Annotated in this window: 23 protein-coding genes and 1 tRNA gene; 12 read left to right on the top strand and 12 right to left on the bottom strand. The window is 69.6% G+C overall.

The annotated features are described in order from the left end of the window. Window position 1 precedes the first annotated feature (1 nt). Both HNR09_RS07480 and HNR09_RS07475 read right to left on the bottom strand, forming a co-directional pair. Window positions 2–901 (bottom strand): macrolide 2'-phosphotransferase, encoded by a 900-nt coding sequence (locus HNR09_RS07480; protein WP_179541463.1) that lies wholly within the window; start codon window positions 899–901, stop codon window positions 2–4. 95 nt (window positions 902–996) lie between these two features. After that, a tRNA-Gly gene (locus tag HNR09_RS07475) sits at window positions 997–1,070 on the bottom strand. 93 nt (window positions 1,071–1,163) lie between these two features. Between HNR09_RS07475 and HNR09_RS07470 the strand changes: the two genes are divergently transcribed. Beyond that, complete coding sequence (locus tag HNR09_RS07470) at window positions 1,164–1,787, top strand: class I SAM-dependent methyltransferase (protein WP_246348756.1); 624 nt, start codon at window positions 1,164–1,166, stop codon at window positions 1,785–1,787. Window positions 1,788–1,878: 91 nt separating this feature from the next. Here the strand turns inward: HNR09_RS07470 and HNR09_RS07465 are convergent, their stop codons facing one another. Both HNR09_RS07465 and HNR09_RS07460 read right to left on the bottom strand, forming a co-directional pair. Next, window positions 1,879–3,693 carry an HNH endonuclease signature motif containing protein gene (locus HNR09_RS07465; RefSeq protein ID WP_179541462.1) on the bottom strand — a complete coding sequence of 605 codons (1,815 nt, stop codon included), beginning with the start codon at window positions 3,691–3,693 and terminating at the stop codon, window positions 1,879–1,881. A 211-nt stretch (window positions 3,694–3,904) separates the two neighbouring features. After that, entirely contained in the window at window positions 3,905–4,096 is a 192-nt protein-coding gene (locus HNR09_RS07460; RefSeq protein WP_179541461.1) for a hypothetical protein, read from the bottom strand. A 763-nt stretch (window positions 4,097–4,859) separates the two neighbouring features. Here HNR09_RS07460 and HNR09_RS07455 point away from each other — a divergent pair. Both HNR09_RS07455 and HNR09_RS07450 read left to right on the top strand, forming a co-directional pair. Continuing rightward, window positions 4,860–5,483: a malonic semialdehyde reductase gene (locus tag HNR09_RS07455; RefSeq protein WP_179541460.1), complete on the top strand. Its 624-nt coding sequence runs from the start codon at window positions 4,860–4,862 to the stop codon at window positions 5,481–5,483. 157 nt (window positions 5,484–5,640) lie between these two features. Next, entirely contained in the window at window positions 5,641–7,236 is a 1,596-nt protein-coding gene (locus HNR09_RS07450) for a BCCT family transporter (RefSeq protein WP_179541459.1), read from the top strand. Window positions 7,237–7,238: 2 nt separating this feature from the next. Here the strand turns inward: HNR09_RS07450 and HNR09_RS07445 are convergent, their stop codons facing one another. Further along, window positions 7,239–8,210, bottom strand: coding sequence for a bile acid:sodium symporter family protein (locus HNR09_RS07445; protein ID WP_179541458.1), 972 nt, complete (start codon window positions 8,208–8,210; stop codon window positions 7,239–7,241). A 94-nt stretch (window positions 8,211–8,304) separates the two neighbouring features. Here HNR09_RS07445 and thiE point away from each other — a divergent pair, with 94 nt between their 5' ends. After that, window positions 8,305–9,039: a thiamine phosphate synthase gene (gene thiE / locus HNR09_RS07440; protein WP_179541457.1), complete on the top strand. Its 735-nt coding sequence runs from the start codon at window positions 8,305–8,307 to the stop codon at window positions 9,037–9,039. A gap of 20 nt (window positions 9,040–9,059) precedes the next feature. Here the strand turns inward: thiE and HNR09_RS07435 are convergent, their stop codons facing one another. The 7 genes from HNR09_RS07435 to HNR09_RS07405 form a co-directional block, all read right to left on the bottom strand. Further along, window positions 9,060–9,854 carry a LysR substrate-binding domain-containing protein gene (locus HNR09_RS07435; RefSeq protein WP_179541456.1) on the bottom strand — a complete coding sequence of 265 codons (795 nt, stop codon included), beginning with the start codon at window positions 9,852–9,854 and terminating at the stop codon, window positions 9,060–9,062. After that, window positions 9,847–10,818 (bottom strand): GNAT family N-acetyltransferase, encoded by a 972-nt coding sequence (locus tag HNR09_RS07430; protein ID WP_179541455.1) that lies wholly within the window; start codon window positions 10,816–10,818, stop codon window positions 9,847–9,849. The genes HNR09_RS07435 and HNR09_RS07430 overlap by 8 nt, the downstream gene beginning before the upstream one ends. Before the next feature lie 3 nt (window positions 10,819–10,821). Then, window positions 10,822–11,520, bottom strand: a complete 699-nt coding sequence (locus HNR09_RS07425; protein WP_179541454.1) for a dienelactone hydrolase family protein — start codon at window positions 11,518–11,520, stop codon at window positions 10,822–10,824. A 64-nt stretch (window positions 11,521–11,584) separates the two neighbouring features. Next, window positions 11,585–12,910 carry an ABC transporter substrate-binding protein gene (locus HNR09_RS07420; protein WP_179541453.1) on the bottom strand — a complete coding sequence of 442 codons (1,326 nt, stop codon included), beginning with the start codon at window positions 12,908–12,910 and terminating at the stop codon, window positions 11,585–11,587. Window positions 12,911–12,968: 58 nt separating this feature from the next. Next, window positions 12,969–13,880 carry a carbohydrate ABC transporter permease gene (locus HNR09_RS07415; RefSeq protein WP_179541452.1) on the bottom strand — a complete coding sequence of 304 codons (912 nt, stop codon included), beginning with the start codon at window positions 13,878–13,880 and terminating at the stop codon, window positions 12,969–12,971. Beyond that, window positions 13,873–14,853 carry a carbohydrate ABC transporter permease gene (locus tag HNR09_RS07410; protein ID WP_378937955.1) on the bottom strand — a complete coding sequence of 327 codons (981 nt, stop codon included), beginning with the start codon at window positions 14,851–14,853 and terminating at the stop codon, window positions 13,873–13,875. The genes HNR09_RS07415 and HNR09_RS07410 overlap by 8 nt, the downstream gene beginning before the upstream one ends. Before the next feature lie 197 nt (window positions 14,854–15,050). Next, window positions 15,051–15,539 (bottom strand): GNAT family N-acetyltransferase, encoded by a 489-nt coding sequence (locus tag HNR09_RS07405; protein WP_179541450.1) that lies wholly within the window; start codon window positions 15,537–15,539, stop codon window positions 15,051–15,053. 87 nt (window positions 15,540–15,626) lie between these two features. Between HNR09_RS07405 and HNR09_RS07400 the strand changes: the two genes are divergently transcribed. The 8 genes from HNR09_RS07400 to HNR09_RS07365 are packed head-to-tail and all read left to right on the top strand — an operon-like array spanning window position 15,627 to window position 22,813. Then, window positions 15,627–15,917 carry a hypothetical protein gene (locus tag HNR09_RS07400; RefSeq protein WP_179541449.1) on the top strand — a complete coding sequence of 97 codons (291 nt, stop codon included), beginning with the start codon at window positions 15,627–15,629 and terminating at the stop codon, window positions 15,915–15,917. After that, window positions 15,901–16,215, top strand: a complete 315-nt coding sequence (locus HNR09_RS07395) for a cation:proton antiporter (RefSeq protein WP_179541448.1) — start codon at window positions 15,901–15,903, stop codon at window positions 16,213–16,215. The genes HNR09_RS07400 and HNR09_RS07395 overlap by 17 nt, the downstream gene beginning before the upstream one ends. Then, window positions 16,212–17,144 (top strand): hydrogenase subunit MbhD domain-containing protein, encoded by a 933-nt coding sequence (locus HNR09_RS07390; protein WP_179541447.1) that lies wholly within the window; start codon window positions 16,212–16,214, stop codon window positions 17,142–17,144. Before HNR09_RS07395 ends, HNR09_RS07390 begins: the two co-directional genes overlap by 4 nt. Continuing rightward, entirely contained in the window at window positions 17,141–17,443 is a 303-nt protein-coding gene (locus HNR09_RS07385; protein WP_179541446.1) for an NADH-quinone oxidoreductase subunit K, read from the top strand. Before HNR09_RS07390 ends, HNR09_RS07385 begins: the two co-directional genes overlap by 4 nt. Then, entirely contained in the window at window positions 17,440–18,975 is a 1,536-nt protein-coding gene (locus HNR09_RS07380; RefSeq protein WP_179541445.1) for a complex I subunit 5 family protein, read from the top strand. The genes HNR09_RS07385 and HNR09_RS07380 overlap by 4 nt, the downstream gene beginning before the upstream one ends. Then, the gene (locus HNR09_RS07375; protein ID WP_246348755.1) at window positions 18,975–20,501 is read left to right on the top strand and encodes a complex I subunit 5 family protein; all 1,527 of its coding nucleotides are present in this window, start codon (window positions 18,975–18,977) and stop codon (window positions 20,499–20,501) included. The genes HNR09_RS07380 and HNR09_RS07375 overlap by 1 nt, the downstream gene beginning before the upstream one ends. Further along, window positions 20,501–22,270, top strand: coding sequence for a proton-conducting transporter transmembrane domain-containing protein (locus HNR09_RS07370; protein ID WP_179541444.1), 1,770 nt, complete (start codon window positions 20,501–20,503; stop codon window positions 22,268–22,270). The genes HNR09_RS07375 and HNR09_RS07370 overlap by 1 nt, the downstream gene beginning before the upstream one ends. A 3-nt stretch (window positions 22,271–22,273) precedes the next feature. Then, entirely contained in the window at window positions 22,274–22,813 is a 540-nt protein-coding gene (locus HNR09_RS07365) for a Na+/H+ antiporter subunit E (protein ID WP_179541443.1), read from the top strand. Window positions 22,814–22,827 lie beyond the last annotated feature (14 nt).

The following is a 22,827-nucleotide window of genomic DNA, read 5'->3' as shown; positions in this document are numbered from 1 at the left end:
GTCAGCCGGTCGCCTCAGGGTTGAGCAGCGCGGCCGCGGCGATCCGGTGCTGCGGCTCTCCGGTCGTGAGTGCGAACATGCCGTAGGCCACCGGAGAGGCCGCCCACAGCTCGTGGCAGTGTTCGGCGAGCTTCGGCCAGACGGTCCCCCCGGCCTCTTCATAGGCCGCGACAGTGAGGTCGAAGGCCTCCTGCCCGCCGATGGAGAACTGGTAGGTGAAGTCCCGTCCGGGGTCGTCGACGCGGGCGGTGGTCCAGTCGAGGACCCCGGTGATCTCCCCGGTGTCGCCGAGGAGGATATGGGCGGGGTAGAGCTCTCCATGTGTCATCACGGTGCGGTCCGGCCACAGCTCGTCGGCATCGAGCCAAGTGCGCCACCGGGTGAGCAGCTCTCCGGCGACGTCGAACTCGCCGGAGACCTGGTCCACCTCCTCCTGCCAGCGCTGGCGGGTCTGCTCCGGGGTCCGGATCTCGACGCCCGCGTCGCGCGCCTGATCGACGTCGATGCTGTGCAGCTCCGCCAGCAGCCGACCCAGCGCGGTGGCGAACTCGTGGGATTCCGGGTCCATGTGCCATTGCGGCTCTCCGCCGCGCAGGGTCAGCCCGGGGTGGCCGGGGAGCGCCCGGTAGGCGAGCAGCTCCTCGGAGCGGATGGTCCAGTCCGGCACCGCGACGCTGAGATGAGGGCGGACCAGGTCCAGGATGCGGGCCTCGTCGTCCATGCGTTCGACGACGTCAGGACGCCGCGGGATGCGCAGGACCCACCGTTCGCCGGCGGCGTCGTCGGCCAGGGCCACCTGGAAGTCGAGACCGGTGTCGACGAGCTCCACAGTGTCTTTGTTGAGGGCGAGACCGCGCCAGACGGCCCGCTGGATGACGTCGTCGAGCGTTGAGGAATCCATTCATTCACGCTACTGGCGCGCGTAGACGGTGGCAATGAGCGGACGGGCCAAAACGTGATCAGGGGTGATGCGCTGTGCGCATCACCCCTGAGAAGTGGAGCGGATGACGGGAATCGAACCCGCGTCGTCGGCTTGGGAAGCCGAAGCTTTACCATTAAGCTACATCCGCGAAGCGGCCGGATCCGAGGATCCGAAAAACTCCTGGGTAGAGATTATCACTCCCTAGGAGGGTGATTTCCAATCGGAAGGCTGAGTGCCCCGTATGACGAGCGCCGCACACACCGACGACGCCGACTGGGACGCCTACTATCGGCGGACCGCAGGCCGGGAGCCGAGGCCCCTGCTCCTTGACGCGATGGCGCACGTCCCAGCAAAGGATCTCCGGCCCGCGTCCGCAATAGACCTGGGATGCGGCGACGGAACCGAGTCGCTGCACCTCCTGCGTGCAGGATTCCACGTGACGGCGGTGGACCGGGAGAGTGCCGCCGTGGAGCTGGTCGCAACCCGCGCCCGCAGGGACGGACTGGACTCCGGGCTGACCGCAGCGGTGGAGGATCTCGAGGCCGTGGAGCCGCCGCGTGCGGATCTGCTGCTGTCCTGCATGAGCCTCCCGTTCCTGGGGCCGACCGCGCTGGCGACCCTGTGGGAGCGGATCCTCGCCGCGCTGCACCCGGGCGGCGTGCTGGCGGTGAACCTGCTCGGCGACCGCGACTCCTGGGCGCACGGAGACACGGCCGTGGCGGGCATGACGTTCCACCGCCGGAATGAGGTGGAGGCGATGATGTCCGGGCTCGGCATCCTGCAGCTCGAGGAGCACGAGTTCGACGGGCCCAGCGGCCGGGGCCCGAAGCACTGGCACCGGTATGACGTGATCGCCCGTCGGTGAGGCTCAGCCGCCCCGTTTCCGGGCGGCGAGCCGACGACGACAAGCAACTTTGCGCTGCAGCGAAGGACCCAACTCGAGCATGCGGCAGTGATCAGATCCGGATGCGGGCGGTGCAGTGGAGCAGGTCCACTGGTCCGCTGAGAAGGTGACCCCCACGGGGCGAGGCTGAGTCGCGCGATCGGGACGCACGGTGAGCTGGGGAGTATCGCAAGGCACGTTCGAGTGCAGAGTGATGCCGGTGATTCTGGGGGCGCTGACGCTGAAGCGGCGGAGCCGGTTTTGGCGGGGCAGGTATTGGTTGGGCTGGTTCTGGTGGGGCTGGTTCTGGGGCCGGGCGTGCGGGTATCTCGAGGTGGCCATGGGATTTGAGCCGGTGATGTCGTCGGCACAGTGCCTGGAGGTTTCCCCCGGTGGTGGGTCCTGTCGGGTAGGGGAGTCGATGATCCAGATCGCAGCGGGGGACTTCGATGGCGCAGCCGGGGGCTTGGCAGGTGCCATCGCGGAAGGTGATCGCATCGCGTAATCGGGCCGGTGCGTAGCGGCCCTGGTAGGTGACCGAGAGGATGTCGGCCTCATCTGCGGTGGGTCCCAGACCATCATCCCCAGCAGCAGCTGATCGGCCGACGGGGTCCGGGGTGGGGCGGTAGTAGGCCTGATACCAGTGGTGGAGACCCCGATCCTGGCCGGTGTTCTGGCTGGTGTTCTGGGTGAGGGTTTGGGCGGCGAGGTGGCGGGCGTCGGCGGCGGGGATGACCCATGTACGGTCTGCGCTGATCCCGGGGGCTTGGGAGTCACCGTTCAGGGTGGCCTCGGGGATCATGATCGCGATCTTCGCCTCGATCGAGGCTCCCTCGACCCGACCATCGAGCAGCCAGGCGCAGAACAGATCCGCTTCCCGCTGAGACAACGTCCGAGTATCCCCAGCCTCTCTGACAGCATCAACATCAGTACCGGCATCAGTACCGGTGTGGTTGTGGGTGGCTGCTGCTGAGTCGTGCGCCTGGTGGGGGAGGCATTCCGGGCCGTCCTGGACCTGGATCGGTGGCTCCTCGATGGTGGTGCGTTCCAGCCCGTTGTGTTCCTGGACAGGGAAGGGCAGCGGTGCCTGACCGGTGGTGGCCGGTGCCTGTACCCCTGACGGTGGGGCACCAGCACCAGTACCAGTACCAGCACCAGTACCAGCCCCGGCGGGGGTGGGGATGGGGGTGTTCTGTGCGCGGGCGACTGCCCGCAGCCGGTTGGCGATCGCTGCCGCGGCCACAGTAGGCAGTCGGGCTTCCAGGTAGCTCATCGCGTGATCATCGTGATGGATGCGTACCCAGCGATCAGCCCGGGAGGCGGCACAGTCTGCGGCGTATTGGGCGGGATCGAGTCGGGCGATGTATCGACGCAGCCAGGCCCGCAGCTGCCCGGTGGTGAGCCGCTGGGCCGCAGCAGAGGCCGCCGTATCGAGGTGTTCGAGGTGGTGCAGGTGTGTGAGACGGATCAGGGTCATCGCGGCTCGGGCGATGGTGCGCATCCTGGGGGTGTCGATCTCCCCGGTGGTGTAGGCGGTCCAGGTGGTGGGCAGGCTGGTCCGGGTGGTGCGGGCAGCGGTGAGGATCCCAGAGGTCACTGCTTCGGTGGCGCCCAGGATCAGGGCGGCATCGCGCAGGGCGGCATCGCGGGCGGCGCGGCGTTGATGGAAGGCCAGCCCGGCGGCTAGGGCTTCACGCTCGCGCCGGTCCTGGTAGGTGAGCAGGGTGGTGATCAGTGTTGCTTCGGCCCTCCGGGAGGCCAGCAGCAGTTCCCAGGACGTGGTGAGTTCGGGTTCAGCGTCCAGATGCGCGATCCGTGCAGGCAACACGCCAGCGACGACGTCCTCGCCGGCTCCTTCTCCCCTGCTGCTCCGGTGCTGGTGCTCCATGTCCTCCACGCTATCCACCCCCTATGACACGACTCCCGGGCCGGCCCTGCATAGTCTGGATCCGCGGAATCACCCCGATCCAAGGCCCCGAGCAGGAGTGCTCCTTCTGTGCCTTCCAGGTTGCCAGGAGCTACTGACGGAGATGATGGACCGCGCTGGGGCCGGGGCGTGCCGCACCGACTGACCAATCTGCGTGGATGGGGCAGTGAGATCAGGTATCAGCGTGGTGCTGGCCACTCCGTTTGGCGTTCACCACGAAGCCCGTTGCTACGAACAGAACGGCTCCCAGCACCTGCAACGACCCGGAGAGAACAGCACCGTCTAGGAAGCTCAGGATCGCGGCAAGACTGAACAGACCCGCGACAACCCAGCAGATGACGAATAGTGCAGTGTAGTTGTTCATCGATGGCCTCCTTTCAGTGAGCGCTCTCGGCGCATCCCATAAGGGTCGCCGCTGCGCTGACTGCGTATCCAGTTGCGGCGACTGTCGCCCCGGCCGGGCCGGTGAATGCGGCAGCGAGTGCCCCTCCGGCACCGATCACCAAGCCGGCCTGCCCCACATTGCATGAAGGAGCGTAGTTGGTCATGACTGGTGATACAGCGTGAACGATTGGCTGCGGAGTGGAGGTGGCTGAGGCTGCCGGGGCAGAGAGCGCCACCAGAAGGGCTCCGACTGCACTTGCTCCGGCCAACGCGCGACTGGGCTGCACAACACATACCTCTCTGTGCGGTAGGTACTTTCCCCCTTCACCCCACAACATCTCTGCCCAGGGCGGCAACACTCGCTCGAAAAAGCCCCACATCGGAACCTTGCTGTGGCGCACACTCATGCGCGCTCCCCCTTGAACAGGACCTGCCGCTCGGGTAGGCGACGTTGACCGCCAGGCCGGACTGTACACGTGAGTCGATCAAGTTCACGGCGATCTTGTGCAGGGCCAATGCAGGATGAAGCGACAGATGAAACTCCTGGCCAGTTCCTCACAGCAGGCGGACCACGAAGCCGGCAGAAGCTCTATGGGCCACCGATCATCAGTCGATCCATCACACGTGACTCCCCTCACATACGCCTCCTCGGCGGAAGAACCTCCCCCCACCCCCGCGTTGTTGAATGTTGAACGACCACCCGAGGGCCCCGCCCCATGAGCCCCAGACCACGAGGAGCACGCATGACGTCGACCACCACCGAGGCAGCCGTCCTGGACCGGGAGACCGTGGACCACCTGTTCGAAGGCACCCGCACCACCCACCACTTCACGGACGAGCCCGTCGACCTCGAGGTCATCAGCCGCGTCTACGAGGACCTGCGCTGGGCGCCCACCGCCTTCAACAACCAGCCTCTGCGGCTGACCGTGGTCACCGGCGAGGAGACCCGCCGCGCCGTCGTCGAGCACCTGATGTCCGGCAACAAGGAGAAGACCCTGGCCGCACCGCTGACCCTGGTGGCAGCATTCGACCCCCAGTGGCACGAGCACATGCCTTTCCTCACACCGGGCATGCCGGGGCTGCGCGAGAACTTCGCCGACAAGACCGAGGCTCGGCACGGCATGGGACGCGACAACGCCCTCATCCAGCTGGGCTACCTGCTGGTCGCCCTCCGCGCCCACGGCCTCGCCTCCGGGCCCATGACAGGCCTGGATGCCGCTGGTGTCGACACCGCCGTCCACTCGGAGAACGGGTGGAAGACCATCGCGGTGGTGAACGTCGGCCATGCTCCCGATCCCGCTCACGACCCCGCCCTGACCGCCCGTGGAGGCCGCTTCGAGTTCGCCCAGGCCAGCCAGATCCTCTGAGCAACCTCGTGTAGGGTGGTGCGAATTCTCGCCGCACCACCCTCCCGGACCGCCCGTCACTCGGCACCCCGCTGACCGGCCGGCAGCAGGTCCGGACCACCTCTGCGTGCTCCTGCGCTGACGCGGCGATCCTCTCCCCCGACGAACGGACCGCTCCATGCCGCAGGACACCCCTGCTGAGCCGCGCCCTGCGGGTCAGACCACTTTTCTCCCCGAGGAAGCAGAACGCTTCCCGGAGTCCCCGCAGAGCCCGGGCAGCTCGCTCAACGCGGTGTTCTGGTCCTCCGTCACCCTGATCGTCGCGTTCATCGCCGTGGCCGGCTTCTGGCCCGAGCGGATGAACACCGCCGCAAGCGCCGCCATGAACTGGGTGACGGCCACCAGCGGCTGGTCGCTGCTGATCATCCCCCTGGCTCTGATCGGCCTGCTGCTGGTGCTCGCGTTCACCCGCTTCGGCAGGATCCGGCTCGGCCCGGACGATTCCCGCCCGGAGTATCCCACCTACGCGTGGATCGCGATGCTGCTGGGCGCAGTGATGGGCATCGGACTGATCACCTACGGCGTGGCCGAGCCGGTGTCCCACCTGTTCGACCCGCCCCACGGTCTCACCGAGGCGGGCAGCCAGGAGGCCGTCATCGACGCCCTGCGCTTCACCTTCCTGGACTGGGGCATCCACGCCTGGGCCGTCTTCGCGATCTTCGGCCTCGCCATCGGCTACTCCACCCACCGCCTCGGCAACAAGGGCCTGGTCTCCCCCATCCTGCGCCCGCTGATCGGCCGCCACGCCGACGGCGCGGTCGGCAAGACCGTGGACGTGATGGTGATCGTCTCCACGCTCTTCGGCACGACGACATCGCTGGGCCTGGGCGCTGCGCAGATCAGCCAGGGGCTGAGCCAGATCACCGGCCTGGAGCTCACCACCTCCGGGGTGCAGATCAGCATCATCGCGCTGATCACCCTGATCTTCACCGCCTCTGCCATGAGCGGGGTCGGGCGCGGCATCCGCTACCTGAGCCAGACCACGATGGTGCTGGCCGCCGCGCTGCTGATCTTCGTGCTGCTCGCCGGGCCGACCAGCTGGCTGATCAACATCTTCTTCCGGTCCCTGGGCTCCTACGCCGGGGGCTTCGTGGAGATCAGCCTGATGCTCCCCACCGAGGCGGACGACCTGCAGTGGATGCAGTGGTGGACCTACTTCATGATGGCCTGGTGGATCTCCTGGGGCGCGTTCGTCGGCGTCTTCCTGGCCCGCATCTCCCGGGGCCGCACCATCCGCCAGTTCGTGCTCGTGGTGCTCGGCGTGCCGTCCCTGGTGTTCTCCCTCTGGTTCAGCGTCTTCGGCGGCTCGGCCATGTGGATGGACCTGGAGCGGGGCACCGGCATCGGAGAGGCCGCCGTCGAGGACGTGAACACCGCATTCTTCGGCCTGCTCGATCAACTGCCGCTGACGGCGCTGACCTCTGTGGTCGCCGTCGTGCTGGTGGTCCTGTACTTCGTCACCGGCGCCGACTCCAACACCTATGTGCTCTCGGTGATCTCCTCCGACGGCCGGATGAATCCGCAACGTTCAGTGATGGGCGTCTGGGGCGTGCTCACCGGTGCCACGGCGGCGGTGCTGCTCTACGCGGGCGGGCTGCAGGCGCTGCAGACCGTCGTGATGCTCTCCGCCGCACCGTTCATCTTCGTGATCCTGGCGCTGGCGGTGTCCCTGGTGATGATGCTGCGCCGGGACCCGCTGGTCCTGAAGAGCTGAGGTCAGGATCCGGGACGACGCCGGCCCCACACCGAGGCCAGCAGTCCGCCGGAGATGTTGTGCCAGACCGAGAAGATCGCCCCGGGCAGTGCGGCCTCCGGGGTGAAGTGCTGGGCGCCCAGCCCTGCCGCGAGCCCTGAGTTCTGCATGCCGACCTCGACGGCGATCGCTCGCCGTGTGGGCACGGAGCCGCGGGTGAGCTTCCCGGCGAGGTAGCCGATCCCGTAGCCGCAGCAGTTGTGCAGCATCACTCCGAGGATCAGCAGCAGCCCGGCGGAGACGAGCTCAGCACGGGAGCCGGCGACGACGGCGAGCACCACATAGGTGATGCCCAGCACCGAGACCCAGGGCAGCGCCGGCTGGATCCGGACGACGAGCCGCGGCAGCAGCAGCCGCAGCACGATGCCGCCCACCACCGGGATCAGCACGATCTGCACGATGCTGGCGGCCATGTCGCCTGCGGCCACCGGGAGGTACTGGCCGGCCAGCCACAGGGTCAGCAGCGGAGTGAGCAGCGGCGAGAGCAGGGTGGAGATCGAGGTCATCGTCACTGACAGGGCGACGTCGCCGCGCGCCAGATAGGTGACCACGTTCGACGACGTCCCGCCGGGCACGCATCCCACCAGGATCAGGCCAGCCGCGAGCGCCGGGGGCAGCTGGAGCAGCACCGCGATCCCCAGGGCAAGCAGCGGCATGATGCTGTACTGGAACAGCACCCCCAGCAGCACCGGGGCCGGCCGCTTCAGCACCAGGGCGAAGTCCGGGAGGGTCAGGGTCAGTCCCATGCCGAACATGATGATCATCAGGGCATAGGTGACCCCGGCGCCCAGCGGCGCGAAGGTGGCCGGCATCAGCAGCGCGACGGCGGCGCCGCCGAGGATCAGCAGCGGGAAGACGGTGACGGCGAGCTTGGCGCTGCGCGGACTCTGGTCCGCGGCCGGCCGCGCCTGTCGCGTGGAGGGCGAGGGAGACATGGTTCACAGGGTGCGCCGCGCACCGGGCCCTGTCAACGACGCCGAGCAGGCCGTCCAGCATGTGGGCACCGCCCATGCTCGGTAGGCTGGGTCCATGAACACTCCGGCGCATGACTACGAGCCCTCGGCCCATGAGCAGCACTACGTGGGCCAGCTGCGACGTCAGCGGCTGATCTCCTCACGCCTCTACGTCTGCACGGACCTGCAGCGGTTCATCTCCGACCCGCAGGCGGGCCCGGTCGACGAGCTCGACTTCGACGCCCTGCGAGAGTTCTTCGTGGAGGCCTTCACCGGCGGGGTCGACATCATCCAGGTCCGGGACAAGCAGGTCACCGTCCAGACCGAGATCGCTGCCCTGACCCTGCTGCGGCAGGTCGCCGACGAGTACGCAGGCCTCTCCGCGGCCAATGACCGTGCCGACGTCGCCCGCATCACCGGAGTCGACGTCTTCCACATCGGCCAGGAGGACCTCAGCACGGAGGAGGCCCGGCTGATCCTCGGTGACGACGTCATCATCGGACGGTCCTGCCACACCGAGGACCAGGTGTGGGAAGCCTCCAACGACCCCGGCATCGACTACTGGTGCACCGGGCCGGTCTGGGAGACCCCCACCAAACCCGGACGGGCCGCCGTCGGACTGGACCTTCCCCGCTACGCCGCCCAGCTGGAGACGCCGAAGCCGTTCTTCGCCATCGGAGGCATCGACTCCGAGAACATCCGGCACGTCACCGAGGCCGGGGCCTACCGGGTCGTCGTGGTGCGTGCCGTCACCGAGGCCGAGGACGTCGCCGCGGCCGCCAGGGAACTGCGCGAGCACCTGCCCGCCTGAGCCTCAGCACCGCCCGAACCTCAGCCCCGTCGGCGTCTTCCCGACCCTCCGCGGCGCGGCCCGCGGGCGGGCGAGTTCTTCCGCTGTGTGCCCGGTCTGCTCCCCGACGTCCTCTTCCCGGCGGCCTGCCGCTTCGCGGCGGGCTTCTTCCCTGCCGCCTTCCCCACCGGCTTCTTCTGCGCGTCCTGCTCCTCCAGCCCGGACCGCCCCGAGCCGGAGCGTCGGCCCCGGGCGACGCCGATGAACTCCTGGATGACCTCGTCGTCCTGGTCCCGACGCCAGCACAGGCCGACGTCGTAGCCCGCCAGCCCCTCGACCTGGCGGATCACCACGTCCTTGCGGGAGAGCATCCGCGCCACCGAGTTCGGCAGCACCAGCAGGCCTGACCCGGAAGCGACCACCTCCAGGGCGATGCGCTCGGCGGCGGCGACCTCCTGGGCGTCGGTCACGCCCGTGCGCATGTCCGCCGCATCCAGGAGCGGCTCCTGGGCGATCTCCTCCCACTCGACGGACTGCTCAGCGGCGGCCACCCAATGATCGCGGGAGGCGCACACCACCGGCACCTCGCGGTACAGCACCACCCGGTGGAACAGCTCCGGGTCGACGAGACCCTCCTCGGCGCCCTCGCGCAGGCGCACATAGCCGACGTCGACCGTGCCCGAGCGCACCCGCTCGAGCAGGCCCACGTCGTCGAAGTACTCCACCTGCAGGGGAACCCCTGGGAAGCGCTCACGCCAGCGGCTCGCCCACTTGCCCGGTGTGGCGCCGGGGATCGCGCCGATCCTCAGCCTGCTCCGCCGATGCCCCTCAGCCACGGCGGAGACGCATCGCAGACTGGGTGTGCCTGCCGGTGAAGCCGAGCCGCTCGTAGAGGCGGGTCGCGCCGGTGGGGCTCTCGGAGTCGACGTCGAGCTCGATGACGTCGTACTCTCCGCTGCGGGCCGCGGCGCGGATCGTGTGGAGCAGGACCGCGCTTCCCAGCCCTCGCCCTCGACCGGCCGGGACGGTGCCCAGCAGGTTCACGTACAGCTCACGATCCACCCACTGTCCGCAGAGGCAGTAGGCGAGCACTGTGCCCTCCGCGTCCACGGCGAGGCTCGAGGCCTGGTGTCGGTTGCTGCTCTGCCCCCAGCCTGCCGCCCAGAGTCCCCGCTCCGGCGGCGCCGAGCCCCAGTGGTCCGCGAAGGCGAGGCGATGGGCCGTGAAGGTGCGTTCCTCGTCCTCGGCGCTCGGGGCGCGCAGCGTGACACCCTCCGGAAGGCTCACCGCGGCGAGCGCCCGGTCGGCCTCGGCCACGGTGCCGGTGGGTCGGCCCATCAGATTGAACCAGCGGACCACCGCGTAGCCGCGGGAGGCGTGGAAGGCTTCGGTGACCGAGCCTGCCAGCGCCCCGCCCACGCCGAAGTACGACGGCGCCCCGGGGTGCAGCTGCTCGAGGCGCTCCGCGGCCCTGGTCTCGAGCTTCTCCATCAGCGCCGTGCCGAGGCCGCGTCCGCGGTGCTCGGCGTGCACGCCCCCCGAGAGGTTCGATCCGGCCTGGCCCTCACGATCCAGCGTGAGCTTCACCCAGGATCTGCCCGCCGCGACCATGGTCTCACCGTCCCAGACGGCGACGGTGTCACGCGCGGGGTCCGTGTAACCGTCGGTCAGCTCCTCGGTGAGGTCCTGGGCGGAGAAGAACTCCTCGGTGCCGTCGACCTCGGCGAGATGGTTGGTCAGCTGGGCCCAGGCGTCGACGTCGTCGGTGCCGATCGTCGACCACCGGTAGGCCGGGGCCACGGCTCAGACCACCTTCGCCGTCAGGAAGTCCACCGCGCGGCCCCAGGCGAGCCGGGCCTTCTCGGCGTCGTAGGTGCCGATGAGGTTCTCGTCGTTGTGGAACGCGTGGCCGGCCTCGTAGTAGTGGAACTCCACCTCAGCACCGGACTCGGAGCGGATCTGCTCCTCCTGCGCCCGGGCCTGCTCCACCGGGTACATGGCGTCCCGCTCGGCGTAGTGGCCCTGCACCGCGGCCTTCACCCCGGTGTAGCTCTCCGGAACGGCCTGACCGACCCCGTAGAACGGGACGGCGGCAGAGACCTCGGCGCCCTGCTGGGCAGCGAGTGCGAGCACGAAGCCTCCGCCCATGCAGAAGCCGATCGCGCCGACGGTCTGGGAGGTGACGGCCTCATGGGCGAGCAGGAAATCCGTGGCGCCGGCCAGCTGCCGGGCACCCTCCTCGGCGGGAAGCTTCGCCATCATCTCCCCGGCCTCGTCGCCGTCGTGGGTGATCCAGCCTCCGTAGAGGTCCGGAGCCAGCGCCACGAAGTCCGCAGCCGCGAGTCGGTCGGCGACGTCCTTGATGTGATCGGTCAGTCCCCACCACTCCTGGATGACGAGCACGGCAGCGCCCGATCCGGAGGGCGGCAGCGCCAGATAGCCGTGGGCGGTGCCGCCCTCCACATCGAAGGTGGTGTTCTGGTGGGGGGTCTTCTCAGCCATGGGTGGGAACCTCCTGTGCGTGACGAACGTCCGATCCCCACCCTAGTCAACCTTCAGCTGCGGGTCAGTCCTCCACCTCACTGGCGAGGTCGCGGTCGTAGAGCTCCTGCAGTTCCTCCTCCAGGGACTCCAGCTCGTCGGTGACCTCGACGTCCTGGGTCAGTACCCGCTGCAGGGTCTGGGCCAGGGCCAGGTCGCCGCCGGGCACGAACACGCGGGCATAGTCCTGGACGCGGGCCCGCTCGAGCTGCTCCACCGCGGTCTCGAACTGCGGCGTCTCCTCATAGACCTCTGACATGTCCGCGTCCTTCTGGACGGGAACGTAGCCGGTGGCGGCGGAGAAGTCGACGGTGGACTCCGGGCTGGTCATGTGGCCCACGAACATCGCGGCGGCCAGCTGACGCTCCGGCTCGGAGTCGGAGGCGATCATCAGGCCCGCACCACCGGTGGGGGTCTCACCCTCGGCCGCGGGGCCGCCCGGCAGGAACGCGGTGCCGACCTCGAAGTCGGCGGTGTCCAGGATGCCGACCAGTGAACCGGTGGACTGGATGACCTGGCTGGCCACTCCGGAGGCGAAGTCGTCCCCCTGGTCCCCAGAGGCCACCGAGGCCCAGTCGTCAGCGGCTTCCTGGGCGAACTCGATCGCCTCGACCGTCTCCGGGGAGGACACCGAGGAGAAGTCCCACTCCTCGGACCAGGACCCGCCGTAGCCCCAGACCAGGTTGGCCATGGTCCAGGCCGGGTACTCGTCCTGCGGCGGGAAGGCGAAGGCGGAGGACGCGACCTCGGCCTCCATCAGCTGCTCGGAGACCTCGGCGACCTCGTCCCACGTCTCGGGCGGACTCTCGATGCCGGCCTCCTCGTAGTGGTCCACGTTGTAGTAGAACAGCGGGGTGGAGCGTGCGTAGGGCACACCATAGTGGCTGTCCTCATAGTGGTAGTCCTCGTAGAGGGCGTCCACGTAGCCCGAGGTGTCGACCTCGGCGGCCTCCAGCAGCGAGTCCAGCGGCACCAGGGCGTCGTTGAGATGGTTGGGGAACCAGGTGGCGTCGGAGAGGACGACGACGTCGCCGACGTCGCCCGTCCCCTGGGCGGTCTGGAAGCGCTGGGAGGTCTCCTCGTAGTTCGCTCCGGAGGTGACGACGTTGACCTCGATGCCGGTCTCCTCGGTGAAACCGGCGATGATTTCCTCCTCGACGTCGGCGGAGCCGCCCGGGTGGTTGGTCCAGAAGGTGATCTCCTCGGCCGGTTCGACCTCGGACCAGTCGACGCTCTCCGCCTCGGAGGCGGTGTCATCACCGGTGGTGTCGGGCCCGCAGGCGGTCAGTGCCAGAGCGGCGACCCCCAGGACGGCGGTGCCGCGGACGGCATGGGGTGCAGTGATCCTCATGATGTTCTCCTCGTGGGTGCTGACGTGAGTGCGGACGTGGGTGCTGGGGCGGGCGCCGTCATTTCACGGCCCCCTGGGTGAGGCCGGCGACGATGTAGCGCTGCAGGGCGGCGAAGACGATGAGCATCGGCACGATCACCAGGACGGCCCCGGCCATGAGGATCCCGTAACTGCCGGTCTGGGCCTCGATGGACTGCAGCAGGTTCAGCCCGACCGGCAGGGTCATCTTCTCCGGGGAGTCGATGATGATCAGCGGCCACAGGAAGCTGTTCCACTCATTGACCACGGTCACCAGCGCGACCGTGGCGATCGCCGGCAGCGAGACCGGCACCGCGATCTGGAAGAGCTTGCGGAAGTGACCGGCGCCGTCGAGCTCCGCAGCCTCGAAGAGCTCCTTGGGAAGCGCTTTGAAGTGCTGGCGCAGCAGGAAGGTGCCGAAGGCCGTCCCGAGTCCGGGAAGGATGATCCCCCACAGGGTGTCCCGTCCCCCCAGTGCGGAGATCGTCAGGAAGTTGGGCAGCATCGAGACCTCCGGCGGCACCATCAGCGCCACCAGGATGCCCAGGAAGATCAGGTTCGCCCCGGGGACGCGGATGTAGACCAGGGCGTAGGCGGTGGTGATGGCCAGCAGCACCTTCACGGTGGAGCCGATGAGCGTCACGTAGATGCTGTTGCCCAACACCGTCAGCAGCGGGACGCGGCGGGCGACGTCCCCGTAGTTGGACAACGTGGGGTCCTGCGGCAGCAGCGTCGGGTTCAGCGTGACGATCTCGCTGGGGGGCTTGAAGCTGGAGAGGATCATCCAGGCCAGCGGCAGCACGATGACCAGCAGCGCCACCAGGATGGGCAGGTACCCGGTGAGCAGGGTGCTCAGGATGTTCTGGCGGCTGAAGGCGTCCGTCCAGGAGCCGCGGCGGCGCTGGCGGCGCTGCTCCCTGGTCAGCTGCTGCCGGGAGATCAGCTCAGGCATAGTGGACCTTCCTCTCGACGAAGCGCAGCTGGACCGCGGTGATGAGGAACAGGGTGAAGAAGAGCACCACGGCGATCGACGCGGAGTAGCCGGCACGCTGGTAGGCACCGAAGGACTGCAGGTAGATCTCGAAGATGATGGTGTTGGTGCCGTGCCCGGTGGGGGTCATGGTGCGCAGGATGTCGAAGGCGTTCGTCATCGAGAAGATGATGTTGGTGACGAACAGGAAGAACACCGTGGGGGTGAGCAGCGGAAGCACGATGGAGAAGAACCGACGCGCGGGCCCGGCCCGGTCGATGGTGGCCGACTCCAGGAGGTCCTTGGGGATGGACTGCAGTCCGGCGAGGAAGACGACGGCGCAGTAGCCGAGGTTCTTCCACACGTAGACGATGATGACCATGAACAGCGCCCAGTCCTCGTCCAGGTACCACTGGGGGGAGCTCATCCCGAAGGCTGCCAGGACGTGGGAGAGTGCCCCTCGATGGGGGTCGAAGATGAAGTTCCACACCAGGGCGACGCCGACTCCGGAGAGCACATAGGGCGAGAAGACCGCCGTGCGGGCGGCGGTGCGGCCCGGGATCTTCTTGTTGATGACCAGGGCGATCAGCAGACCCAGGATCATCGATCCGAGCACCGCACCGGCGGTGAAGATGCCGGTGACCCGCCAGACCTCGACGCCGGAGGAGGAGGTGAAGAAGTCCACGTAGTTCTGCAGCCCCACCGAGGTCGCCGTGGCTGAGCCCAGCCGCCAGTCCAACGTGGAGTAGTACATGTTGGACAGCAGCGGGTAGTAGATGAAGGCGAGGATCAGCAGGATGTTGGGCCCTGCGAACAGCAGGAACAGGGTCCAGTTGCGTGACTTCGCGCGGCGCCGCGCCTTCCGCCGATTCGCCTCGAGCTCCTGCTCGGTGGGCCCGGGATTCTGCTGATCAGCGGCTCCGTCGTCATCGGCGGAGGATGTGGTGCTCCTCACAGTGCCGGAAGACGTGGATCCTGATCCGCCTGATGCGGTCATCGGTGATCCCCTTCTGCCTCGGTGCGAACAGGCTCACGCACCGACCAGGTTCCCTCCACGTCGATGCGCAAACCTGACTCATCCTAACCACACAGAAGACGGAAAACCCTCCCTGTGATGAACCCGGGATGAATCTCCGACGACGGATCAGGATCTCAGCGGATCATGCGGATCTCCCGGAGGTCGTCGGCGTCATGGTCGATCAGCTCCGCCCCGTCGGCTCGAAAGCCTTCCCGCGCGTAGAAGCGCACCGCGCGGGGGTTCTCTGCGGCGACCCACAACTGGGCGGGGCGATCGCCGAGCACGGCCTGGAGCAGGGCAGGCCCGGCGCCAGTGCCATGCCAGGCGGCCAGCACGTAGAGGATGAACAGCTGCTCCTCCCGCACGGCATCCTCACCCAGGGCAGGACCGGCGAGCGCGACGCCGACCGGCGCCCCCGCCGCCTCAGCCACCCGGATCGTCAGCCGGTCGTCGCCCAGGGAGTGTTCCCACATGCGCACTCGTGCGGCGAGCGCCTCGTCGTCGTAGAACCGCTCGCTCAGCAGCGAGGAGTAGGTCTGACGCCAGCTGGTGTTCTGGACCACGGCGAGCGCGGCCGCCTCGTCGAGGGCCGCGGTGCGCACGCGGATCGGGTGGGGACACATGGGCACAGGTTACCGAGGAGTCCCTCGACGGCGGCGTGTTGAGTAGTGTGGATCCGAGCCTGAACCGACAAGGACGAGGAGGGCGCCGTGGAGGACCTTCTCCTGACGGTCGTGTTCATCGTCCTGCTGCTCAACCTGGTGGTCGCGGTGATCACTGCACTGCGCGCACGCCGTCGGGGCAGCTGGCTGCTGGTGATCCTGCTCAGCGGCACCACCGGAGCGGCTCTGACCGCCGTGCTGGCGCTGACCGCTGAGCCGCCGGAGCCCCGGATGCTGGACGTCGGGCTGATCCTCACCGGCCTGGCGGCCCTGACCGCGGCCGTGCGTGCCGCCCGGCTGCGTCGGGAGGAGGGGAAGCCCCATGCCCCCGACCAGTGAGACCCTGATCCACGGCGCAGGCCTGCTGCTGCTGATCAGCGGGACCGTGTTCTTCACCGCCGGCACCGTCGGGCTGATCCGCTTTCCGGACGTGCGCAGCAGGCTCCATGCTCTGGCCAAGGCCGACACACTGGGCCTCGGTCTGGTGCTCCTGGGAGCCGGACTGCTGCTCGGCAGCTGGAGCGCAGCAGTCGTGCTCCTGCTGACCTGGCTGCTGGCTCTCGGAGCGGCCTCCACCAGCGCCCACGTGCTGGCGCGCCTGGAGGCGGAGAAGAGCGACGGGACGGAGCCCCGATGAGCGCGATCGACGTGGCGCTCGGGCTGGCGGTGCTGATGACGACGGCGGCCGCGCTGCTGCCGCGGCGACGCTCGGCGCAGGCCATGGGCTTTCTGGGCCTGGGCGTGATGATGGTGCTGCTGTGGCTCCACCTGGGCAGCGTGGACGTGGCCCTGGCGGAGGCCGCACTCGGCACCGGTCTGCTGAGCGCCCTGCTCGTCCTGCTCGCTCGAGGCGAGGCGGATCCCGCCCGGCAGCACGCCGACCGGCCCTCATCGAGACGCCGCCGCCTGGGCCGCTGGATCGGCACCGTGGGTGCCTGGCTGCTGGTCACCGCAGTGATGTCCCAGGTGTGGCTCGGCGTCGAGCAGCGGCTTCCCGCCTGGCGCGATCCGCTTCCGGCCTCAATGGGGACCACCGGTGTGGACCACGAGATCACCGGGGTGCTGCTGACGTTCCGCTCCTATGACACCCTGCTGGAGTCCGCGGTGCTGATGCTGGCCGGTGCCGCCGTGCTGGCCCTCTCCGGTGCGGAGATACGGGCCGCCACCTGGTCCCCGGGCGAGACCATGACATGGTGGGCGCGGCTCAGCGCCCCGGTGCTCCTGCTGCTGGGACTGTGGCTGCTCTTCGCCGGAAGCTCCGACTCCGGCGGGGCGTTCCAGGCGGGAGCCGTGCTGGCGGGGATGCTCATGCTCGCGGATGCCGCCGGAGTGGGACGTCTGCCGGTGGCCGGCCGGCTGCTCGCACCCCTGCTGACCGTCGGGGTGGTGGTGTTCCTCGCCGCCGCCGCGCTGGGCCCTCTCGGAGGACGAGTCTGGCTGGATTGGAGCCGGGAGGGTGCGTTCGCTGTGGTGCTCACCGTGGAGATCACCCTGACCCTGGGCATCGCCGCCGCCCTCCATCTTCTCTATCTGGGCCTGCGTCCGACTCAGGAGGTGCTCCGATGACCTCGATCACGCCTGATCAGTGGTACGGCCTGCTGGGCATCGCAGTGACGGTCGCCGGGCTGGTGCGGCTCGTCACCGTGGCGGACCTGGTCGCGCGTCTGGTGGCGCTCAACGTGATGGGGATCGGCTCCCTGCTGGTGCTGATGGCTCTGGCGGCGCGCGGCCCACAGGTGGACCCCGTGCTCTCCGCACTGGTCATCACCGGTCTGGTCATCACCGTGGCGTTCACCGGCGTCGGGGCCGTGCTGATCCGTCGGATCGAACAGTCTCCTCCCGAGCGGCGGGAGGAGGACCCATGACCCTGTCCCAGACCGCACTGGGCGCCGTCGTGCTCCTTCCCCTGGTCGCCTCCGCGCTGAGCCTGGTGCTGCCTCCGGCAGCTCGACGGTGGGTCGGGGTGACGACGGCAGTGCTGATCCTGCTCGGCACCACGATCATCGTGGCGGCGGTGGCCCAGGGGTCCGTGCAGGAGCTGGCGCTCTCCGGGCATGCCCCGCCGCTGGGGATCGCGATGCGCGCCGACGGACTCGGTGCCCTGTTCCTCGCCACCACCGCCGCCGTGGGGTCGCTCACCACGCTCTACGCTGCCGCGCTGCCCTCCTCGACAGGCGTGCGGCTCGACGGGGACGTCCCGGCGGCGGGCCATCCCGGCTTCTGGCCGCTGTGGCTGGGCTGCTGGGCCGGGCTGAACGCCGTCTTCATCTCCGGGGACCTCTTCAACACCTACGTGGGGCTGGAGCTGGTCGGGCTCACCGCGGTCGGGCTGGTGGCGCTGGGCGGGCGCGACTCCCTCACCGCCGCCCTGCGCTATCTCTTCGTGGCTGTGGCCGGATCGCTGCTGCTGCTCCTGGGCGTCGGCCTGCTGCTGGCCGTCACCGGGCACCTCGACGTGCTGCGCGTGGCTCAGACCACCTCCGGGCTGGAGGACTCCGGCCCGGTGCTGCTGGCTGTGGGTCTGATCACTCTGGGCCTCGCTCTCAAGACCGCCCTGGTGCCGCTGCACCGCTGGCTGGTCCCCGCCCATGCCGGTGCGCCGGGTGCGGTCTCTCCGCTGCTGTCCGGGCTGGTGATCAAGGCCGCGCTGTTCGTGCTGCTGCGCTGTTGGCTGTGGATCCTGCCGGAGACCGGGGACGGACAGATCTCCGGCGCGCAGGTCCTCTCCTGGACTCTGGCGGCCATGGGGACCGCCGCGCTGATGATCGGCGGGGCCACGGCCCTGCGGCAGGATCGTCTGAAGCCGCTGGTCGCCTGCTCCACTGTGGCGCAGGTGGGCTACTGGGTGCTGCTACTGCCGATCGTCACCGATCCGCGGGCCGAGGGCGCAGTCCTGCAGGGCGCCCTCGGCGGCACCGTAGCGCTGGCCCTGTGCCATGCCGTGGCGAAGGCCGGGCTGTTCCTGGCGGTGGGGACGTTCAAGGAGATCTACGGCACCGATGAGATCTCTGCCCTGCGCGGGGTGGGCCGTGACCATCCGGTCCTGGTGCTCTCGATGGGCCTTGCCGCGCTGGGACTCATCGGGCTGCCGATCTCGTGGGGCTTCCTGGGCAAATGGCAGCTGGCCACCTCCGGTGTCGCCGCGGGTCACTTCTGGATCGTCGCGGTGCTGGTGGCCGGGACGCTCCTCTCCGCGGCCTATCTGCTGCGCGCCGTGGGCCCGCTGCTGGTGGAACCTGAGGCCGACGACGCCGCGAGGCGGTCCCCGCACCGGAGGCTCCGCCAGGTGCCGCGTGCCGCATTGTCCGCTCCGCTGCTGCTGGGCCTGCTGACGGTGGGCACCGGTCTGCTGGGCTCCTGGATGGACCAGGTGCTCACCGTGGGGGTGCCGTGGTGATGCACGAGATGACCCTCGACGACCTGCTCGGAGCAGTGATCTCCTGGCTGCCGCTGGTGATGGTCCTGCTGTCCCTGGCAGCGGCCGCGCTGATCTTCCCCCTGCCGGAGCACCGGGGAAGGCTGCGCGCGACGGTGAACCTCACCGCCGCGGTGCTGAAGGTGCTGCTCATCGTGGCCCTGGTGCCCCCGGTGGTCGCCGACGGGGCTCGTCCGGAGGTCTCGATGCCGTTCCTGCCGGGGATCGACCTGGTGCTGCGCGCGGACCCGCTGGCCCTGTTCTTCGCGGGGCTCTCGGCCGTCCTGTGGCTGCTCACCACCGTGTACGCGATCGGCTACCTGAAGGACAGTCCGCATCGCAGCCGCTTCTTCGGGTTCTTCAGCCTCTGTGTGACTGCCACCGTGGGCATCTCCTTCTCCGGCAACCTGATCACCTTCCTGGTCTTCTACGAGCTGCTGACCGTGGCCACGTATCCGCTGGTGGCCCACCGGGGGACACCTCAGGCACTGCACGCGGCACGGCTCTATCTGCGGTACACGTTGAGCGGCGGACTGGCCGTGCTCATCGGCGTGGTCTGGCTGACCATGTACGCCGGGCCGGCGGACTTCGCCGAGGGCGGGGCCGAGTCGGTCACCGAGCTCGCTGCGGCCTCACCCGGGACGGCCACGCTGATCTTCGTGCTCCTGGTCGGCGGGCTGGGCGTCAAAGCTGCGCTGTTCCCGCTGCACGGCTGGCTGCCCCAGGCGATGGTGGCCCCCGCCCCGGTCTCGGCCCTGCTCCATGCCGTGGCGGTGGTCAAGGCCGGCGTGTTCGGCATCGTGCGGGTGGTCGACGACGTCTACGGCATCGAGGTGACCGCCGCCCTAGGCGTGCTCACCCCGCTGCTGCTGGTGGCCAGCTTCACCATCCTCTACGGCTCCTACCAGGCGCTGCGGCAGACCGACCTGAAACGGCGCCTGGCGTACTCGACCGTCTCGCAGGTCAGCTATGTGACCCTGGGCATCACCATGATGGAGATGACCGCCACCGCCGGCGGGGTGGTGCACCTGGTCCATCAGGGGATCATGAAGATCACCCTGTTCTTCTGCGCCGGTCTCTTCGCCGAGGTGCTGGGCGTCCATCGCATCGAGGACACCCGAGGCCTGGGGCGGCGCATGCCGCTGACCTCCGCCGCCTTCACAGTCGGCGCCTTCGGGATGATCGGCCTGCCGCCCACGGCCGGGTTCATCTCGAAGTGGCAGCTCGGCGAGGGCGCCCTGGCCTCCCCGCATCCCTGGGTGCTGGGCGTGCTGGTGCTGTCCTCGCTGCTGAACGCCGCCTACTTCCTTCCGATCGTGCTGAGGCTCTGGGCGCCCGAGCCCGTCCAGGCGGAGGGTCGGGACCGCGGGCGGGTCCACGAACCCGCCCCGCTGGTGGTGCCGGCGATGATCACCGCAGGGTTCACCCTGCTGGTGGGCCTGGCTGCCTCGGTGCCCTTCGCTCCACTGCGCGTGGCCGAATACATCGCCGAGGGGGTGTTCCGCTGATGCTGCTGCTCTCCTGGGTGACGCCGCTGCTGCTCGGCGGACTCCTGCTCGCCGGTCAGGCGCTGCCGCCCGGAGCCCGTGGGTCGGTCACGACGGCGGCGATGCGTCTCGCCCCCGCCGCGGCGCTTCCGGCGCTGCTGCTTCCGCTGAGCTCTGAGACGCCGACGCTGGAGCTGCCCGGCCTGCTGCTGGGCACCACGCTGACCATGGACGACCCGGCCCGCCCCCTGGTGGCCCTGGCCGCGCTGGTCCATGCCGCCGCGCTGGTGACCGTCGCCTGGGCGGCGCCGCCTGCGCGCTCCGGGTCCGAGCGCGATGCGCGTGACCGCTCCCTGCCGCCCGGGGTGCTGAGCGCCTTCCTGCTGCTGTGCCTCTGTGGCACTCTCGGCGTGTGCCTGGCCGCCGACGTCGTGACCTTCTACGTGATGTTCGCGCTGATGAGCTTCTCCGCGGCCGGGCTGGTGGTCCACCATCTGGACGGCGCAGCGGTGCGCGCCACCCGGGTCTATCTGGTGATGTCGGTGGTCAGCGAGACCGCGCTGCTCGCTGCGCTGCTGCTGGTCTTCGCCGCCGGCGGGCGCACGATGGCGGAGGCTCCCGACGCCGTGGTGGATTCTGAGCACACCGGACTGGTGCTGGTGCTTCTCGGGGTGGGGCTGGGGATCAAGGTCGGCGTGGTGCCGCTGCATCTGTGGCTGCCGCTGGCGCACCCGGCCGCTCCCCCGGCGGCCTCCGCCGTGCTGTCCGGGGTGCTGGTGGCCGCCGGGCTGCTGGGCATCCTCCGGCTGACACCGGATCAGGCGCAGCCCGCGGCAGGGGCCGTGCTGCTCGTGGTCGCCCTGCTCGGCGGTCTGCTGGCGGCCGCCGCAGGTGCGGTCCAGGAGGACCCCAAGGTGGTGCTGGCATATTCGACGATCTCGCAGATGGGCCTGCTCGTGGCCGTGGCGGCGGTGGCGCTGCTCCAGCCGCAGACCGCCCCTGCGGTGACCGCGGCGGCGGTGCTCTACGTGGTCCACCACGGGCTGGTGAAGGGTGCCCTGTTCCTGGGGGTGCCGCTGCTGCGCGGTGGAGGAGGCCGCGCAGTGCGTGCGCTGGTGGTGGGCGGATCCGTGCTCTGCGGACTCTCGCTGGCCGGGGCTCCGCTGACCACCGGGTGGGTCGCCAAGTACGCCGCCAAGGAGGCCGTGCAGGAGGCCTCCCCCACCCTGGAGCAGCTCCTTCCGCTGGTCGCGGTCGGCTCCACGGTGCTGATGGTCCGGCTGGCCTGGACCCTGCGCGAGGGCGGCTCCGGCGGCCCCCCGGCCCCGGCGGCGCTCGGTGCCTGGCTTGGGCTGGTGCTCCTGGGCGCCGGGCTGCCCTGGTGGATCACCGGGGGCTGGCTGGACGTCGCCGTGCCCGGCGCCGAGGCCGCCGTCGTCTGGGACGGCCTGTGGCCGCTGCTGGTCGGCGCAGCCCTGTGCGGGCTGGCCGTCCCGGCGGCCCGGGCAGTGGGCCGTCCGCGCATCCCCGCAGGGGACCTGGTGGTCGCCTCCGAGTCCGGGGCACGGGTGCTGTCACGCGCGCTGCGGGCGGGGACGGGGGCCGCCCACCGGTTCACCGGGCAGTCCGCCGCACGGTGGCGGGAGCTCTGGTCCGGCGCCGCAGAGAGGGGCAGGAGCCTGGGCTCCCAGGCCGACGCCGGTCTCCAGGACTGGGGGCGCTCCGGCGCGACCCTGCTGGTGCTGCTGGTCCTGGTGAGCCTGATCGTCCTCGTCGCAGGAGGAGGGTGACCCATGGATGAGACACGAGGCGCACGCATCCGCCGCTGGACGACGGCGGCGCTGATCCGCGGCGCGGCCGCCGCAGTTCTCTGGGCGGGCCTCACTCACGGCGACCCGGACAAGGCCGTCTACGGGCTGGTCTCCGTCCTGGCCGCCGTCGCGCTCAGCCTGTGGCTGCTGCCGCCGCGCCGCCGGCCGGGCGACGTGGGGCGATGGCGCCAGGTGGCCGCCGCCGCCAGCCTGATCCTCTGGTTCCTCCGGAAGATCGTGGTCGGCGGGGTCGACGTCTCATTCCGGGCGCTGCACCCTCGGACGCGGATCTCCCCGGAGGTGGTCAGGGCGCCGCTGCGGCTGGCGCCGGGTCCGGCCCGTGAGATCGCCCTGCTGATGATGAACCTGATGCCCGGCTCCATGGTCCAGCGGGTCCTGCCGGGCGAGCCGGAGAGCGTGGAGATCCACGCGCTGGCCGCCGAGCTGCGGCCCCGGGAGATCTGGGAGGAGCTCCAGAGCCGCACCGCGGCGCTGGAGGGGCGCCGCCGGACGGCAGAGTGAGCGGGCCTCGGCAT

It is taken from the genome of Nesterenkonia xinjiangensis (genome assembly GCF_013410745.1).
Taxonomy (GTDB): Bacteria; Actinomycetota; Actinomycetes; order Actinomycetales; family Micrococcaceae; genus Nesterenkonia; species Nesterenkonia xinjiangensis.
The sequence above is the reverse complement of the archived record's forward strand: the minus strand, read 5'-3'. Positions and strand labels throughout refer to the sequence as shown.